Consider the following 16,715-nt stretch of genomic DNA (forward strand, 5'->3'; position numbering starts at 1 on the left):
CATGAATTACCGCCACGCCTTCCACGCCGGAAACTTCGCCGACCTGCACAAACACGCGATCCTGCTGGCCATGCTCTCGGCTTTGCAGGCCGACAACGAGGCGCTGGCGGTGATCGACACCCACGCCGGGGCCGGGGGGTATGACCTCGCCGGCGAAATGGCGCGGCGTTCGGGCGAAGCCCAGGCTGGAATCTTCCGGCTGAAGGCGGCCGTCGACGCGCCGGGGGTGTTCCAGCCGTTATTGGACGCTGTCAGGCTCATGAACGGCGGCAAGCTCGGGGATCTCTATCCAGGCTCGCCGCGGCTGATCGCGCGCGCGCTGCGGAACGGAGACCGATATGTCGGCTGCGAGCTGCGCGACGACGATGCAGATCTTCTGCGCAAGACCTTGGCGCCTCAGCCCCACGCGCGGGCGCTTCAGGCCGACGGTTTCGACACTGCCGTCAAGAACGCCGGCCGGGGCGGGCGGGCCTTCATCGTCATCGACCCGCCGTTCGAGCGGCCCGACGACTACGATCGGATCGTGGCCACCGCCCGTGCAGTGCTGTCACGAACGGCGGACGCGGCCTTAGCGATCTGGCTGCCGATCAAGGACCTGGAGACCTTCGACGCGTTTCTGCGTGCGATGGAAACCGTCACGAACGACCTGTTAGTGGCGGAGCTTCGCCTTCGCCCCCTGACGGATCCCATGAAGATGAACGGCTGCGCGATGGTAATGATCGGCGCCCCGACCTCGGTGGACGCGGCGGCGGTTCAGGCCGGCGACTGGCTTGCGGCGCGCCTGGGCGAGCCTGGCGGCCGCTCGCGTGTCTGGCGGACCTGACGTGACGCCACCATCAGCGCCACGAGCGCCGACACTGGCCGAGGCCCTGCCGGTCTGGCTGAAGGTGGGCCTCCTGGGCTTTGGCGGCCCAGCGGGCCAGATTGCCCTGCTGCATCGCGAAGTGGTCGAGACCCGCAAGTGGGTCGCCGACGATGAGTTCGCGCGCGCGCTCAGCTTCTGCATGCTCCTGCCGGGACCAGAAGCGCAGCAACTGGCCACCTGGCTCGGTTGGCGACTGCACGGAATCCGGGGCGGTTTGGCGGCGGGTCTGCTGTTCGTCTTGCCGGGCCTCACGGTAATCCTTGGACTCTCAGCGCTTTATGTCGTCCACGGCCGCTCGGATTGGGCCGGACCCGTGCTGCTGGGCCTGAAGGCTGCGGTGGTGGCCCTGGTCGTCCAAGCCCTGGCGCGGATTGGACAACGCGCGCTGAAGGATCGCGCCGCGGTGGCTGTGGCGATCAGCGCCTTCGCCCTGATGGCGTTCACGGTCGTGCCGTTCCCACTCGTCGTCATAGCGGCGGGCGTCGTAGGCTGGGTCATTGGGGGGAGGGGAGCACAGGATCCTGCCCCCGCCGCACCGACGCGGAGCGGGGGCGCTCGCGTGGCCCTGGTCTGCCTGGCGGCGTGGCTGGCCCCGATCATCCTGGCTTGGACCATCGCGCCGGGCTCAACCCTGGCCTGGATGGGCCTGACCTTTGGCGGGCTGGCGGTGATTAGCTTCGGCGGCGCCTATGCGGCCCTGGCCTATCTGGGGCAGGCGGCGGCTAGTTTTGGCTGGCTGTCGGCGACTCAGATGCTCGATGGCCTTGGCCTGGCCGAGACCACGCCTGGCCCCCTGGTCCTGGTGTTTGTGTTCGTCGGCTTTGTCGGCGCCTTCCAGAGCGCTCCGCCCGACGCCGCCTGGGCTGTGGGCTTTCTGGGCGGACTGATGGCCGCGTGGGTGACCTTTGCACCATCCTTTCTATGGATCTTCGCGGGCGGTCCCCTGTTCGAACGCTGGGGGCGGCGTCCAAGGCCAGGGCGGGCCCTGGCCATGGTGTCGGCGGCGGCGGTGGGCGTGATCGGCCAGCTGGCGCTGTGGTTCGCAATCCATCTGCTGTTTCGCGGCGGATGGACGCTCGAGTTTGGCGTGGCGCGGGTCACGGTTCCGAACCTTGGCTCTCTGGACGTCGCTGCGTTGGGCCTGACCGGTCTGGCGCTGGCCCTGACCTTCGTGCTTCGCCTGCCGATGCTGGCCATGATCGTGGCGATGGTCGTCACTGCGGTGCTTTTGAAGGCGTTCGGACTCTATTGACGTAGCGGCAGTCTTTTTGCGCTTGCGAACAGGATTTCCGTGCTATGTTGCATTGCAACAAATCGCGGTTGCCCAGGAGCGCGCCATGGTTTCGCTTTTCACCTTTCTTCCCGACTACTCGGCAGACAAAGTCGAGCCTGAGACCGCGCCCCGCGTTGCGGTTGGTGCGGCGTCGCCGTTGTGGCTGATGTTCGGCGGCGCCGCCGCCGCAGGCGCCGCCTACTGGTGGTGGGCGTCGCGTTGGCGTGAAGCCGTGAACCTTGAGGCGCTGATGGCGCTGACCCCGGAGCCCGTGGCGCCGGCCTTGGAGGCCGAAGCCGCGCTGGACGCGCCGCGCGAACCGGTGATCGAGCCCGTTCTGGAGCCGGTCGCCGAGGCGGTGATTGACGCCGTTGAGGCGGTGATTGACGCCGTTGAGGCGGTGATGGACGCTGAGGAGACCGCCCTTACGCTCGGCGCGGAAGCCGTCGTGGAGGTCGTCGCCGACGTGGGCGAGGCGGCGGTCGAGGTGATCGCTGAGGCTCCGCCCGAAGCGGTGGTCGCGCCGGATGTCGTGGCTTACATCGTCGAAGACAGCGTCGACGACCTTACCCAATTGGTCGGGATCGGTCCCAAGCTTGCGGCATCGCTCGCCGAACTGGGCGTGACGCGCTTTAGCCAGATCGCCGCCTGGTCGCCCGACGAACTGGCTTCGATCGACCAGTTGCTGAACCTCAAGGGCCGCGCCGAGCGCGACGCCTGGATCGCTCAGGCCAAGCGCTTCGCGGCGGCGACGGACGCTTAGGCGCTTCCCGTCGCCAGGGAAGAGCTGAATTATCCGCTTTGAGCGTGTCTGGGGTCTGATCTGCTGCGGCTTCAGCCGGATGCGACGATGCGCGCCGCCGCCGCAGACGGCGGCGGCTTACGCTAAGGTCAGGGTCGTAGTTCGCCCATTTTCGCGCAAAAACTGAGTGGCGAATGTCACACATGCGCGGAAATGCGACGAAAGCGCGACGGCGAGATTGCGATCACGAAGCGAAGCAGCTTGGTTGGCGGATAAGCGGTGGGTCGCCGCGCCAAGGGGGCTTGGGGAAGGCGTGACCGCATATCCGTAATCTAAGGCAAGAATTCTCATGCTAACCCAACGCAGACACCTTCTGGCGTCGACGATCATTGCGGGCCTCGCGGTCGGCGTGGCCCTCCCGGCCATGGCTCAGACCGCCGAACCCGCCCAGGCGCCCGCGACCGAGGTCGAGGCCGTCGTCGTCACCGGCTCGCGCATCAAGCGCAACGAGTTCAACAGCCCCGATCCGGTGCAGGTGATCACGGCTGAGCAGGGCCGTCTGCAGGGTATCGGTTCGACCGGCGCGCTGCTGCAGTCGGCGACGATCGCGTCGGGTTCGCCGCAGGTCAACGCCGCCATCTCCAGCGCCTTCGTCACCGACGGCGGCCCCGGCGCCGAGACGATCTCGCTGCGCGGTCTGGGCGCCAACCGCACCCTGGTGCTGCTGAACGGTCGTCGCGCCGGTCCGGCTGGCGTGCGCGGCGGGGTCTCGGCCTTCGACCTGAACGTGCTGCCGATGGCGATCACCGATCGCATCGACGTGCTGAAAGACGGCGCTTCGTCGATCTACGGCTCGGACGCGGTCGCCGGCGTGGTGAACATCATCACCAAGCGCAACACCGACGGCGTCGACCTCGACATGTTCTACAGCCAGCCCCAGAAGCAGGGCGGCGAAGAGTTCCGCGCCAGCGCCGCTTGGGCCAAGAGCTTCGACCGCGGCTTCTTCAGCATGGCGTACGAGTACAACAAGCGCATGGAGCAGACGAAGGGCCAGCGTCCCTTCACCTCATGCGGTCGTCAGTACATCTTCGACGCTCAGGGCAAGCGCAAGGACACGATCGATCCGCGCACCGGCCAGATCCAGTGCCGCGACCTGCTGTATGATCAAATCTGGCTCTACGACTTCAACTTCGCCGGTCTCGACGGCAAGCTGCAGTACGACTACACCGGCAAGATCGCCGGCCTGATCCCGCGCTATCCGGCGGGCGAGCAAGCCAACTATCCGGGCATGCCGGCCGGCTTCTTCGTGGTCGGCCACAGCGGCGATCCGGCCAACCCGGACATGGGCGTGCTGGACTACAACAGCCCGTTCAACCTTGCCTCGTCGCTGACGCCGCGCGTCGAGCGTTCGACCGTGTTCGCCCAAGGCGCCTACGAGATCACCAACGGCATTGAAGCCTATGGCGAGATCCTGCTGAACCGCCGCGCGACCAAGACCAACGACTATCGTCAGTTCTGGTCGTACTTCTACACCGGCGACTATGATCCCTTCTCGGCCGGCTTCACCGGCGACTACATCCTGTCGCCCACCCCGGTCACGAACCGTAACAAGTCGGGCCAAAAGGTCGACTACCAGCGCTACGTTGGCGGCCTGCGCGGCGATTTCGGGAACATCAACTTCCTGAAGGGCTGGGACTGGGACATCTTCACTCAGTACAGCCACAACAAGGGCGTCTACACGCAGGACGTGATCCTGAAGGACGCCGTCGATATCGGCGCCTTCCGCACCGGATCGTGCGCGGGTCAGACCACGCCGATCAGCAAGAAGGCTTGCGTGGACGTCAGCTGGGTCACGCCGGACTTCCTGGCCGGCAAGTACACCGCCGCCGAAGAGGCCTTCCTGTTCGCCAACGAAGCCGGTGAGACCACCTACAAGCAGCTGGTGTTCGAAGGCTCGATGTCGGGCGACCTGTTCCGGCTGCCGGCCGGCCCGGTCGGCGCCGCGGTGGGCTTCCACTACCGCAAGGATTCGATCCACGACACGCCCGGACCGATCACCCTGGCCGGCAACGCCTGGGGCTCTTCGGGCGCGGGCGTCACCAAGGGCGACGATCTGGCGCGCGAAGTCTACGGCGAGCTGAGCATTCCGGTGCTGCGCGACGTATTCCTGGCTGAACGCGTCGACCTGTCGGTCTCGGGCCGTCACACGAAGATCAACTCGTACGGCGAGCAGGACACCTACAAGATCGGTCTGAACTGGCAGATCATCCCGTCGGTTCGTCTGCGCGCGACGCAGGGCACCTCGTTCCGCGCTCCCGCGCTGTTCGAGCTGTACAAGAACGCCGAGACCAGCTTCGCCAGCCAGCGCACGATCGATCCCTGCATCCGCTGGGCGACGAACCTGGCTCAGGGCCTGATCACCCAGAAGCTGGCCGACAACTGCCGCGCCGCCGGCGTGCCGGGCACCCATTCGGGCGCCGGCTCCTCGGCGACGATCAGCTCGTCGGGTGGCAAGGGCAACCTGGAGGCCGAAACCTCCAAGGCCGTCACCTATGGCGTGATCTGGTCGCCGAAGTTCGCCGACCTGCAAGTCGCGGTGGACTATTTCGACATCAAGATCGACGGCGAGATCCGTCGTCTGGGCGCGGCTAATATCGTCCGGGGCTGCTACACCTCGGACAACTTCCCGAACGACTCGCTCTGCAAGCTGTTCACCCGCAACGCGTCGAACCTGATCAACACGGTCACCAACAACTACATCAACATCGCCGAGCAGACGAACCGCGGCATCGACCTCACGGTCAGCTACGGTCAGCAGCTGCCCTGGGATGTGAAGATGAACGTCGACCTGCAGTCGACCTGGCAGTTGAAGGACACGATCGCGCTGTTCGCCGATACGGTTGAGGACAACAACGGCTTCGTCGGTGACCCCGACTGGACCGGTCGTCTGAACTTCCGCTTCACCAAGAACGACTGGACGGCCTTCTGGGGCATCAACATGATCGGCAAGGCGTCCGACGCCGAAACCGAAGCGACCAAGAACACGGCGGGCACGACCTTCTACAAGGTCCACACCGAGTTCACGGCCTACCACAACATGTCGCTTCAGAAGAAGTTTGACGGCTTCACCATCCTGGGTGGCGTCTCGAACGTCTTCAACGAAACCCCGCCCGCGGTTACGCTGGGTCAGGGCGAATACGACACGGTGGGCGGTTCGGTGTTCGCCTCGCAATACGACTACCTGGGTCGTCGGGTGTTCCTGAACATCTCGACCCACTTCTAGTCTTAGCCCAACGGGCTAACATGGCGGCGGCGATCCTCGGGTCGCCGCCGTCTTTGTTTCAAGGAACCTGTTCGCGTGAACGCCATCATCCGGGGCAAGCCCGACAATCTCGACGAGATCGGCCAGCGCTTTGAGCGCGCGCGGCTGACCCAGCCGGTGTTCCTCAACAGCGTCCCCAAGGCCGGCACGCACCTGATCCGCAACATCATGCGGATGTTCGTACATCCCGATCAGCACTGGCGACGCGAGTACATTCAGCACGCCCTGCTGTCGCGAAGCCGGGACGCATTCCTGGCCGACAGGCCGATGATCAGCTGGGGCCACATGCTGTTCTCGGACGAGTCGGCTGTGGCGCTGCGCGACACCCGCCACATCGTCCTGGTGCGCGACCCTTACGACTGGGTGCTGGCGCGGGCGCGCTTCTATCTGTCCGACGAGTTCCAGGGCAATCTGGAGCACATCAAGAACGGCGGCGCGGCGATCGAGGACGTCATCATGATGATGATCCTGGGCGCCCACGGCCGCGTGCCGGACCTCAAGGACGTCTTCAGCATGAACGCCGTCGCCTGGATGGGGTCGAGCGCGGTGATCGTGCGGTACGAGGACATCGTCGAGAGCCTCAAGGATCTTGGTTCCAAGCGCGCCGAGGCCTTTTTCCGCCAACTCCTCGCCGACTGCGGCCTGGACCTGCCCACCGACTGGCGCGAGCGGGTTGAGGCCGGCTCCGACCCCAAGGAAAGCCGCACCGCGCGCGAGAACCTCAAGGTCACGGTTGAGGTGCCCAAGGTTCTGTCCGACACCCACAAGCGGGTGGTGGACTTCCACGCGCCGGGTCTACGGGCGTTGTTGGGGTATCGGTAGGTCCGCCTCCTGGGATGCGGGTCAAATCCCGCGACCAATCGTCTCGCTTGGGCGATTAACCGGAATTCACCACGCGTGGGTACATCGCCTTAACCATCACAGACCATCCTGTGCTGGAATGGGACGAGAGGGGGCCGTATGGGCCAGCACGTGGAAACCCTGGTGATCGGGGCCGGTCCGGCCGGCCTGACGACCGCCTATACCCTGGCCAAGGCCGGGCGCGGCGTGACCGTGCTTGAGATGGACCCGACCTATGTGGGCGGCATCAGCCGGACTGTCGACTACAAGGGTTTCAAGTTCGACATCGGCGGCCATCGCTTCTTCTCCAAGAGCAAGGAGATCGTCGACCTCTGGAACGAGATCCTGCCTGACGACTTCATCGACCGGCCGCGCCTGTCGCGCATCTACTACCGCGAGAAGTTCTACGCCTATCCGCTGAAGGCCTTCGAGGCCCTGGCCAATCTGGGTGTCTGGACGGCCGCCAAGTGCATGACCTCGTTCGGCTGGGCCAAGCTGAACCCGATCGCCGCGCCGACCACCTTCCACCAGTGGGTGCGCAACCAGTTCGGCGAGAAGCTGTTCTCGATCTTCTTCAAGACCTACACCGAGAAGGTGTGGGGGATGAGCTGCGACGAGATCTCGGCCGACTGGGCCAGTCAGCGGATCAAGGGGCTGGACCTGGGCGCGGCGATCATCGACGGCGTCAAGCGCTCGCTCGGCCTGCGCGGCAAGGCCGCTGAGGGCGGACCAAAGACCTTGATCGAGAGCTTCCGTTATCCCCGCAAGGGCCCCGGCATGATGTGGGAGGCCTGCGCCGATAAGGTCATCGCCTTGGGCGGCGACGTCCGCATGGGCCGCAAGGTCGATGGCCTGCACTTCGACAAGATCGCCAAGATCTGGACCGTCGCAGTGACCTGCGCCGACGGTCGCAAGGAGATCTACACGGCCGACCACGTGGTATCATCCGCGCCGATCCGCGAGCTGATGCAGTCGATCAGCCCGACCCCGATCAGCGTCTTCCACGCCGGCGAGCTGATGTACCGCGACTTCATCACCGTGGTTCTGATCGGCAAGGCGCAGAAGGAGCTGCCAGACAACTGGATCTATATCCACGACCCGTCGGTGAAGGTCGGCCGCGTGCAGAACTTCCGCTCGTGGTCGCCCGAGATGATCCCGGACGGCGTCTCGACCTGCCTGGGGCTGGAGTATTTCTGTTTCGAAGGCGACGGCCTCTGGGTCACCTCGGATGAGGATCTGGTGGCCCAGGCCAAGCGGGAGATCGGCAAGATCGGCCTGATGGCGCCAGCGGACGTCTACGACGCCTGCGTGGTGCGCCAGCCCAAGGCCTATCCGGTGTACGACGACGCCTACGCCGAGCACGTCAAGATGGTCCGCCTGGACCTGAAGATGCACTTCCCGGGCCTGCACCTCGTGGGCCGCAACGGCATGCACAAGTACAACAACCAGGACCACGCCATGATGACCGGCCTGCTGACGGCCGAAAACATCATCGCCGGCGAGACCCTCCACGACGTCTGGGAGGTCAACGAGGACGCCGAGTACGGTGAGGCCGGCGTCTCGGGCGCCCGCGAGGCCCTGCGCAGCCAGCGCGCCGTGCCGACCAAGGTGGCCGCATGATCTTCACCTTGGCCGGACCGATCTGGCGCCTCCTGCCGGAGGGCTTTCGGGAGCTGATCCTTTACGGTCTTGTCAGCGCCGCAGCGCTGGCGGTGGACTGGGGAATTCTTGTTCTCCTGACCTGGATGGGCGTCGACTATCTTGTCGCCTCGGGACTTGGCTTCTGCGTCGGCATCGGCGTCGCCTACGCCCTCTCGATCCGGGTCGTGTTCGCCCACCGTCCGATCGCCGACCGCTGGCGTGAGTTTACGGGCTTTCTGGGCGTAGGACTGGCGGGTTTGCTGCTGACCCAAGGGCTGATGATCGTCTGGGTCGAGGCCTTCGGCATGGCGCCCGCTTCGGCCAAGGGGCCGACGGCCTGCCTGGTCTTCCTGTTCAATTTCACCGTCCGCCGGGCGCTGCTGTTCCGCGCGCCGCGCGCCGACATCGCCCGGTTGTGAGTCGGCTGCAGCGCTTCGCTGACAGCCGCTGGTTCGGCTGGCTGGCGGCGTTCGCCCTGTTGCTGCTCAGCCGCCCGTTTCAGGGCGTGCGCCACGATGGCCGTCTTTATGTCGCTGACGCGCTGGCCAAGCTGGACCCCCAGGGCGTCGGCACGGATCTGCTCTTCGTCCATGATGGGCAGTTCGGCTTCAGTCTTTATACGCCGCTGCTGGCGCGCCTGATCGATGGTCTGGGGATCTCGGGCGGGACGCTTGCTGTCGTCCTCCTGACACTCGCACTTTGGTTCGCAGCCCTGGTGCTGCTGGTCGAGCGGCTGCTGGTTGATCGGTCGCCCGGAGTGCGATGGGCCGCCCTGGTCTTCGCGGTCGCCTTGCCCTCACTGTACGGACCGCTCGATGTGATCGGCTTCGGCGAGCCCTACGCCACGCCGCGGGGCCTGGCCGAGGCGATGGGCTTGCTGGGCATGGCCGCCTACCTTTCTGGGCGACGCGTCCTGGCTCTCTGCGTCTGCGCCGCCGGCATGCTCTTCCACCCGATCATGGGTCTTTGCGCGGCCGCCGCCATTAGCCTGGCCATCGCCTTGGAGGACCGCCGCTGGCTCTGGGCCGGTCTGGCCGCCCTCGCAGCCGTGACGGTTGGAGGGCTGCTGCACCTGCCCGTGGCCGACCGGATCGTGACGGTGATGGACCCTTCCTGGCGCGCCATCGTCGAGACGCGCAGCCCGATCCTCTTCCCCAGCCTGTGGTCTAGCGAGGCTTGGGGGCGACTGACGGTGCAGGCCTGCACCCTGGCCGCCGCCGCCAGCCTGTTCAGCGGCGCGCCGCGCAGGCTGGCGCTGGGCGCCTTGATCGCGGGGCTTGCCGGCGTCGTCGCTACGGCCGTCCTGGGCGATGGTCTGTCGTTGCTGCTCTTCCTACAGGCCCAGACGTGGCGAACCCTGCAGCCCTTGGCGGTTCTGTCGCTGATCGGTTTGACGGTCCTCTGCGCCGAGCTTCCCAGACGCGACGCAAGCGGTCTGATCGCGCTGGCGTTTCTTGGCGTGGCCTGGATGGTTCGTGACATTGGCGATCTTGGTCTGTTTGCCGCCCCGATCGGACTCGCCTTTGTGCTGCTAGGCGATCGGATGCGTCTGAGCCGGCCGCAGATCTACGCAGGCGCGGCGAGCGGCCTGCTGGCGCTGGCGGCTATTGGCTATGGGGCGCTCAGAAGCGTTGCACTGGAACGGGCTCTGGTGCGAATGCCAGACAGTTGGCCGTTCAGCCAGGGCTTCGTCTGGGGCAGCGATCTGCCCAGCATGGCGATCGCGATCGTAGTCGGGCTATCGCTAGCGAAAGGCTGGAAGGGGCCTAGCCTGTCCTTGCGCTGGGCGGGTCTCCTCGTTGTCGGCCTTCTGGCCTTGGCGCTGTGGGATGACCGATCCGCCTATGTCCGTCATCGTGACGCGGGGCGCGATCCGGACCTCACAGCCCTGATCGCTAGCCGGCCCGGCGAGCTGCTCTGGCTGGCCGGGGATGTCGAACCGTGGGTGCTGGCGGGGCGCCCGAGCTGGACGAGCAAGGTTCAGAGCGCTGGCGTGGTCTTTTCTCAACCCTTGGCCGAGGCGCTTTGGAGCAGGGCGCAGCGCCTGGAGGCGGCCGGTCTTGTCGGGCCCGATTGGATCCGGCCGCTGACGACGACGGCCCTGAAACCGCCGCCTATTGAAATGTCCAAGGTGCGGATCTTCTGCGCCGCGCCGGATGCGCCAGCCTGGATCGTATCGCCGATCTGGGACGGACAGGAGGCGCTCGTCTCACTCTCCGGCGTGCGTCAGTGGTCTCCGCAAGCCCCGTATGTCGAGGACCTCTCGGACGACGCAGGGCGTCGCTGGATGACGGCGCGCCGCTACGCGGTGATTCCGTGCCGAGCGGCCTGAACCGGTTCGTCGGCGGCGCGGGGCGCTGTCAGTCGGGTGGCGCCCCAGCAGACGAAATGCACAAAGGCGTCGGCGAGGCCAACGATCGCCGCCAGCACGAAAATGCTCGAAATCGCCAGGATCGCCAGAACCGACATGGTGGATTCTCCTCTTTTCCAACAAGTCGGAAGGCGCGCTGAAGTTCCTTGGGCGAGGCTTAAAACACCAGAAAATCCACGCATATGGTTGACAACGTTGTCACGTTTCCGGTGAATGCGACATCCGCGCGAAGACGGATCTGACATATCGTCACTAGGGAGTGGTGCAGTGATTGCGTTCCTGACGTTCAACCTCGGAGGTGTCGGCCAATGACCGACGCCGCGATCGCCAAGACCACGACCAAGGGCGGGGGCGTTAAACTCGCCGTCGTCTACGTGACGTGCCTGTTCTTTATCTGGGCGCTGGTCACGAACCTGCTCGACCCGCTGCTGAAGACCATGAAGACGGTCTTCACCCTGACGCCGGTGGAGGCCAGCCTGACCGGTTTCGCCTTCTTCATCGCCTACGGGATTATGTCGCTGCCGTCGGCGGCGTTTCTCTCCAAGCTGGGCTACGCCCGCTCGGTGATGGTGGGCCTGGGCGGCATTGTCGCCGGCTGTTTCATCGCTATCGCCGCCGCCAAGCTTCACATCTTCGGCGTCTTCCTGGTGGGTCTCTTCGTGATGGCCTCGGGCGTGACCCTGCTGCAGGTCGCCGCCAATCCGCTGATCGCCTCGATGGGCAAGCCCGAGGAGTCCTCGTTCCGCCTGAACCTTTCGCAGGCCTTCAACTCTCTGGGCGCGGCCTGCGGCCTGTGGTTCGGCGCGAACTTCCTGCTCAAGGGCGAGATCTTCGAGAAGGATGTGGTGATCACCGACGCCATGCGTGAGCAGGCGCTGGGCTTTGTCAGCAACGTCTACCTCGCCATCGGTCTGGGGCTGGCGCTGTTCATCCTGCTGATCTTCATGGTCCGCCAGAAGATCACCGACGCCGCGCCCAAGACCGGCCAGCTGGTCAATCCGTTCACCGCCCTGACGTCCAAGTGGGCGAACCTCGGCGCGATCGGCATCTTCCTTTATGTCGGCGCTGAAGTGGCGATCTCGCTGCACCTGCTGCTGTTCCTTGAGCAGGCGCACATTCTCGACATCTCGTCCGAGCAGGCCGGCAAGCTGACGACCTTCTACATGGTCTTTGCCATGATCGGCCGATTTGCGGGTTCTGCCCTGCTGAAGACGATCAAGGACTACACCATGCTGGCCATCGTGGCCGTGGGCGCGATCGCGCTCTGCGTGGTCGTCATCCTGACCAAGGACATGACGCCCAGCGCGCACGCCGGCACGGTGAACCTGCTGCTGGCCTCGGCGCCGGTGACGACGGGCCTGATCCCGGCCTTCGCGGCCCTGCTGGTCGGCCTGTTCAACTCGATCATGTTCCCGACGATCTTCACTCTGACCCTGCAGCGTTCTTCGGCGCCGACCTCGGCGACCTCGGGCCTGCTGTGCATGGCCATCGTCGGCGGCGCCTTCCTGCCGCTGGCCTTCGCCAAGATCGAGGAACTGACGGGCTCAATGGCCATGGGCTTCGCCGCCCCGCTGGTCTGCTACGTCTATGTTCTGTGGTTCGCCCTGGTCGCCAAGAAGGCTCCGACCCACGAGATCCAGGAGGGCGTGGCCGGCGGCCACTAACCCTTCGCCTGAAACTGCCCTGCAAGCGCCCCCGGGAGGTTCGTCCTCCCGGGGTTCTTTTTGGGGCGAGGGCGTGAGCGCCACGTAGAGGATCGCCACGTTTTTAGGCGCTTCAGTTTTCCTGGGGTCGCCCTTCGAAAAACCTCGCTCGTAAATCCGATTGCGCAACACGACATTGCCCGACGATACGATTGTCGAGGAACGTCATGGCCGCCACGAACACTAAGAGCAGCCGCTTCATCAGCGGGTTCGGGGCCCAGGTTCTGATCGCCATGGTCGCGGGTCTCGGCCTCGGGCTTCTGGCCCGGCACCTTGGACCGGCCGAAGGGCAGGGCGGCTACGCGCTTGCCGAGACGCTTCGACAGGTGGGCCAGATTTTCGTCCAGTTGCTGCGTGTCCTGGTCCCACCGCTGGTTTTCACCGCCATTGTCGCCAGCATCGCCAACATCGCCCAGATGCAGAACGCCGCCCGGCTGGTTTGGCGGACACTGTTCTGGTTCGCGGTCACGGCCCTGATCGCGGTGCTGATCGGGATCGCGCTTGGTCTCATCCTGCAGCCGGGCCTGCACGCCAGTCTCGACGCCGCCGCCGCCAAGGCGCCCAAGACGCATGGCTCATGGCTGGACTTTCTGACGGGTCTTGTGCCGGTCAACATCCTGGGCCTGGCGGCCTCCACCAAGATTTCCGACGCGGGCGCGGCTAGCACGTCGCTGTCATTCAATGTTCTGCAGATCGTGGTCATTTCGCTGGTCACGGGCGTCGCGGCCTTGAAGGTCGGCGAGGCGGGGGAGGCTTTTCTGAAGTTCAACGCCTCGGCCTTGGCGATTGTCCGCAAGGTGCTTTGGTGGGTGATCCGCCTGACGCCGATCGGCACGGTCGGCCTGTTCGGCAATGCCGTCGCCCAGTACGGCTGGACCACCCTGGGGCAGTTGGGCGCCTTCACGGTCGCCATCTATGCCGGCCTCGGTCTCGTGCTGCTGGTGGTCTATCCGAGCCTGCTGGCGTTGAACGGCCTGAACCCGATCCGATTCTTCCAGGGCGCCTGGCCGGCCATTCAATTGGGCTTTGTCTCGCGCTCGTCCATTGGCACGCTGCCGGTGACCGAGACCGTGACCGAAACGCGCCTGGGCGTGCCCCGCGCCTATGCCGCCTTCGCCGTTCCGCTGGGCGCGACCACCAAGATGGATGGTTGCGCGGCCATCTATCCGGCCATCGCCGCGATCTTCGTCGCCCAGTTCTTCGGCGTGCATCTGGCCTGGTCGGACTACGTCCTGATCGTCTTCGTGTCGGTGATCGGCTCGGCGGCGACGGCGGGTCTCACGGGCGCGACGGTGATGCTGACCCTGACTCTGTCCACCCTGGGACTGCCCCTGGAAGGCGCGGGCCTCCTGCTGGCGATCGATCCCATCCTCGACATGGGGCGCACAGCGGTGAATGTCGCTGGTCAGGCGTTGGTCCCGACTCTTGTCGCCAAGCGTGAGGGCATTCTGGACCTGGAGGCTTACAACGCCCCGGGTTCCTCGCCCGACGGCGTGCTCCACGCGGCCGAATAGGCGAGCGCGGTTGCGCGGCGATGCTTTAACGGCGAGTTTGCCCGCCTCGTGAAGCGTCCCCGGGGGATTCCATGGTTTTGAAGGCGAAGACCGGCGGCCCCGTGGGGCCGAGCCGACGCGGATTCCTGTCAGGCGCAGTCGCGCTGGCGGGGCTGGCCGTGACGGCGCCCCCGGCCTTCGCCCGCGCCTCGGGACGCGTCGAGGCCCTGCTGGCTCAAATGACGCTCGAGGAGAAGGCCGGCCAGCTTTCGTGCTTCGCCGACATGATCCGTCCGCCGATCGGCGACATCAACCCGCTGGTCAACATCCGCAACGCCCAGACACTGACAGCGGAGATTAAGGCGGGGCGGATCGGAACGCTGATGAACGGGGTCGGGGCCCAGGCCGCGCTCGAGACCCAGAAGGCGGCGGTCGAGGGCTCACGTCTGAAGATCCCGCTGCTGTTCGCTGCGGACGTCATTCACGGCTTCCGGACGGTCTATCCGATCCCCCTGGCCGAGGCGGCCAGCTTCGATCCGCATCTGGCCGAGCGCACCGCTCGCGCCGCAGCGATTGAAGCCTCGGCCTCGGGCCTGCACTGGACCTTTGCGCCGATGGTCGACATCGCGCGTGACCAGCGCTGGGGCCGCGTGGCCGAGGGCGCGGGCGAGGATGTCTATCTGGGCGAGGTCATGGCCGCCGCCCGCGTGCGCGGCTTCCAGGGGGGCGACCTGAAGGCCGACGACAGCATGCTGGCGACGCCCAAGCACTTTGCCGGCTACGGCGCAGTCATGGCGGGCCTCGAATACAACTCGGTGGAGATGTCCGAGGCGACGCTGCGCGAGACGCATCTTCCGCCGTTCCGGGCGTCTTTCGCCGCCGGGGCCATGACCACCATGTCGGCCTTCAACGACATCAACGGAATCCCGGCCACCGCCAACCGTCGCCTGCTTACGGATATTCTGCGCGGGGAGTGGGGCTTCAAGGGGGTCGTCATCTCCGACTACACCGCCGACCAGGAGCTGGTGGCGCACGGCTATGCGGCCGACGATCGAGACGCCGCCCGGCTGGCCATTCTGGCGGGCATCGACATCAGCATGCAGAGCGGTCTCTACATCCGCTATCTGCCCGAGCTCGTCTCATCGGGCGCGGTGCCCGTCGAGGCCGTCGACCAGGCGGTCCGGCGCGTTCTGGCGCTGAAGGAGGCGATCGGCCTCTTTGACAATCCGTACCGGTCGCTGAACCCTGAAGCCGAGCGGAAGCATACCGCCACTGCTGCGATGCGCGCGCTGAGCCGCGAGTCCGGGGCGCGGTCGATCGTGTTGCTGAAGAACGAACAGGGCCTGCTGCCCTTGCCTAAAAGCGGCAAGCGTCTCGCCCTCATCGGTCCGTTCGCTGACGATCGTGACAATGTTCTGGGCGCGTGGGGCGGCTTTTTCGCCGATCGCAGCCTGAACATCGACCTCGCCACGGGACTGCGCGCCCAGATGGCGGATCCGGCCAGCCTGATCGTGGAGCGCGGCTGCGAGGTCGAAACGACCATCGCCGGCGGCTTTGAGCGCGCCGTCGCTGCGGCGCAGGCCGCCGACATCGTCCTGCTGGCCGTGGGCGAAAGCCAGGACATGACGGGCGAGGCGAAGTCCCGCACCGACATCCGCATCCCGCCAGTGCAGCAGCGGCTGGCCGAAGCGATCGCAGCCACCGGCAAGCCCGTGGTGGTGCTGCTGCGACACGGTCGCGCCATCGCGTTGGAAGGTGTCGTCAGAGACGCACCGGCTATCGTGGCCACATGGTTCCTGGGCAGCGAGATGGGCCACGCGGTGGCTGACGTTCTGTTTGGAACGGTGAATCCGTCCGGTCGCCTGCCGGTCAGCTTTCCGCTGGATAGCGGCCAACAGCCGTTCTTCTACAACAGCCGCACGACCGGCCGCCCCGCGCCCGCTGATCCGAATGCGCAGGAGTACAAGGCGCGCTGGCGGTCGATCCGCAACGACGCCCTCTATCCGTTCGGCTTCGGGCTGGGCTATGCGAGCTTTGCGCTATCCGATCTCAGGCTCAGCACCGCGAGGCTGGGGTGGGACGAGACGCTGCGTGTCAGCGCCACGGTTCGCAACACGGGCCAGATCCACGGCGAGCATGTGGTGCAGCTCTACATTCGCGATCGGTTGGCCAGCCGTACGCGTCCGGTGCGCGAACTGAAGGGCTTTCAGCGGGTCGCGTTGCCGCCCGGCGCCGAGCATGAGGTCCGGTTCGAGCTCAAGCGGGAAAACCTGATGTTCGTCGGCGACAACGATTATTGGGTCGTCGAACCCGGAATGTTTGACGTCTGGATCGCCAATTCCTGCGTCGATGGGCTTATGGGCGGGTTCGAGCTCTTGCCCCTCGATCGGCGCTGATCACCGAATCGGGTGTCTTAACCAAACAACCGCTGAGACCCCTCGATCGTGCTTGGATGGGGTGATTTC

At 65.8% G+C, this 16,715-nt stretch carries 13 protein-coding genes; 12 read left to right on the plus strand and 1 reads right to left on the minus strand.

Annotated elements, in window-relative coordinates; genetic code table 11:
* Nucleotide 1 precedes the first annotated feature (1 nt).
* From rlmJ to J2X45_RS00530, 8 genes are all read left to right on the plus strand, one after another.
* Complete coding sequence (rlmJ, locus tag J2X45_RS00495) at nucleotides 2–823, plus strand: 23S rRNA (adenine(2030)-N(6))-methyltransferase RlmJ (protein ID WP_310209786.1); 822 nt, start codon at nucleotides 2–4, stop codon at nucleotides 821–823.
* Nucleotide 824: 1 nt separating this feature from the next.
* Nucleotides 825–2,117, plus strand: coding sequence for a chromate efflux transporter (gene chrA, locus J2X45_RS00500; RefSeq protein ID WP_310212041.1), 1,293 nt, complete (start codon nucleotides 825–827; stop codon nucleotides 2,115–2,117).
* An 85-nt stretch (nucleotides 2,118–2,202) separates the two neighbouring features.
* Entirely contained in the window at nucleotides 2,203–2,901 is a 699-nt protein-coding gene (gene phaH / locus J2X45_RS00505; protein WP_310209788.1) for a phasin PhaH, read from the plus strand.
* A 328-nt stretch (nucleotides 2,902–3,229) separates the two neighbouring features.
* Entirely contained in the window at nucleotides 3,230–6,163 is a 2,934-nt protein-coding gene (locus J2X45_RS00510; RefSeq protein WP_310209791.1) for a TonB-dependent receptor domain-containing protein, read from the plus strand.
* A gap of 75 nt (nucleotides 6,164–6,238) precedes the next feature.
* Complete coding sequence (locus J2X45_RS00515; RefSeq protein WP_310209797.1) at nucleotides 6,239–7,024, plus strand: hypothetical protein; 786 nt, start codon at nucleotides 6,239–6,241, stop codon at nucleotides 7,022–7,024.
* A gap of 138 nt (nucleotides 7,025–7,162) precedes the next feature.
* Entirely contained in the window at nucleotides 7,163–8,662 is a 1,500-nt protein-coding gene (locus J2X45_RS00520; protein WP_310209800.1) for an NAD(P)/FAD-dependent oxidoreductase, read from the plus strand.
* Complete coding sequence (locus J2X45_RS00525; RefSeq protein WP_310209803.1) at nucleotides 8,659–9,102, plus strand: GtrA family protein; 444 nt, start codon at nucleotides 8,659–8,661, stop codon at nucleotides 9,100–9,102. Before J2X45_RS00520 ends, J2X45_RS00525 begins: the two co-directional genes overlap by 4 nt.
* Nucleotides 9,099–11,015, plus strand: a complete 1,917-nt coding sequence (locus J2X45_RS00530) for a hypothetical protein (protein ID WP_310209807.1) — start codon at nucleotides 9,099–9,101, stop codon at nucleotides 11,013–11,015. Before J2X45_RS00525 ends, J2X45_RS00530 begins: the two co-directional genes overlap by 4 nt.
* Here the strand turns inward: J2X45_RS00530 and J2X45_RS00535 are convergent.
* Entirely contained in the window at nucleotides 10,985–11,152 is a 168-nt protein-coding gene (locus J2X45_RS00535; protein ID WP_310209812.1) for a hypothetical protein, read from the minus strand. The genes J2X45_RS00530 and J2X45_RS00535 overlap by 31 nt on opposite strands.
* A gap of 169 nt (nucleotides 11,153–11,321) precedes the next feature.
* On the opposite strand from J2X45_RS00535, the gene J2X45_RS00540 reads away from it, so the two are divergent.
* The 4 genes from J2X45_RS00540 to J2X45_RS00555 all read left to right on the plus strand — a co-directional run bounded on the left by J2X45_RS00540 (nucleotide 11,322) and on the right by J2X45_RS00555 (nucleotide 16,646).
* Entirely contained in the window at nucleotides 11,322–11,366 is a 45-nt protein-coding gene (locus J2X45_RS00540) for a hypothetical protein (RefSeq protein WP_024265671.1), read from the plus strand.
* A complete protein-coding gene (locus J2X45_RS00545) occupies nucleotides 11,363–12,718 on the plus strand; it encodes a sugar MFS transporter (RefSeq protein ID WP_310209815.1) in 1,356 nt (451 codons plus the stop codon). The genes J2X45_RS00540 and J2X45_RS00545 overlap by 4 nt, the downstream gene beginning before the upstream one ends.
* A gap of 206 nt (nucleotides 12,719–12,924) precedes the next feature.
* Complete coding sequence (locus tag J2X45_RS00550) at nucleotides 12,925–14,271, plus strand: dicarboxylate/amino acid:cation symporter (RefSeq protein ID WP_310209818.1); 1,347 nt, start codon at nucleotides 12,925–12,927, stop codon at nucleotides 14,269–14,271.
* A gap of 71 nt (nucleotides 14,272–14,342) precedes the next feature.
* Nucleotides 14,343–16,646: a glycoside hydrolase family 3 N-terminal domain-containing protein gene (locus tag J2X45_RS00555; protein ID WP_310209822.1), complete on the plus strand. Its 2,304-nt coding sequence runs from the start codon at nucleotides 14,343–14,345 to the stop codon at nucleotides 16,644–16,646.
* Nucleotides 16,647–16,715 lie beyond the last annotated feature (69 nt).

Origin of the sequence: Caulobacter sp. BE264 (assembly GCF_031457805.1) — a bacterium.
In the GTDB taxonomy this organism is placed as follows: Bacteria; Pseudomonadota; Alphaproteobacteria; order Caulobacterales; family Caulobacteraceae; genus Caulobacter.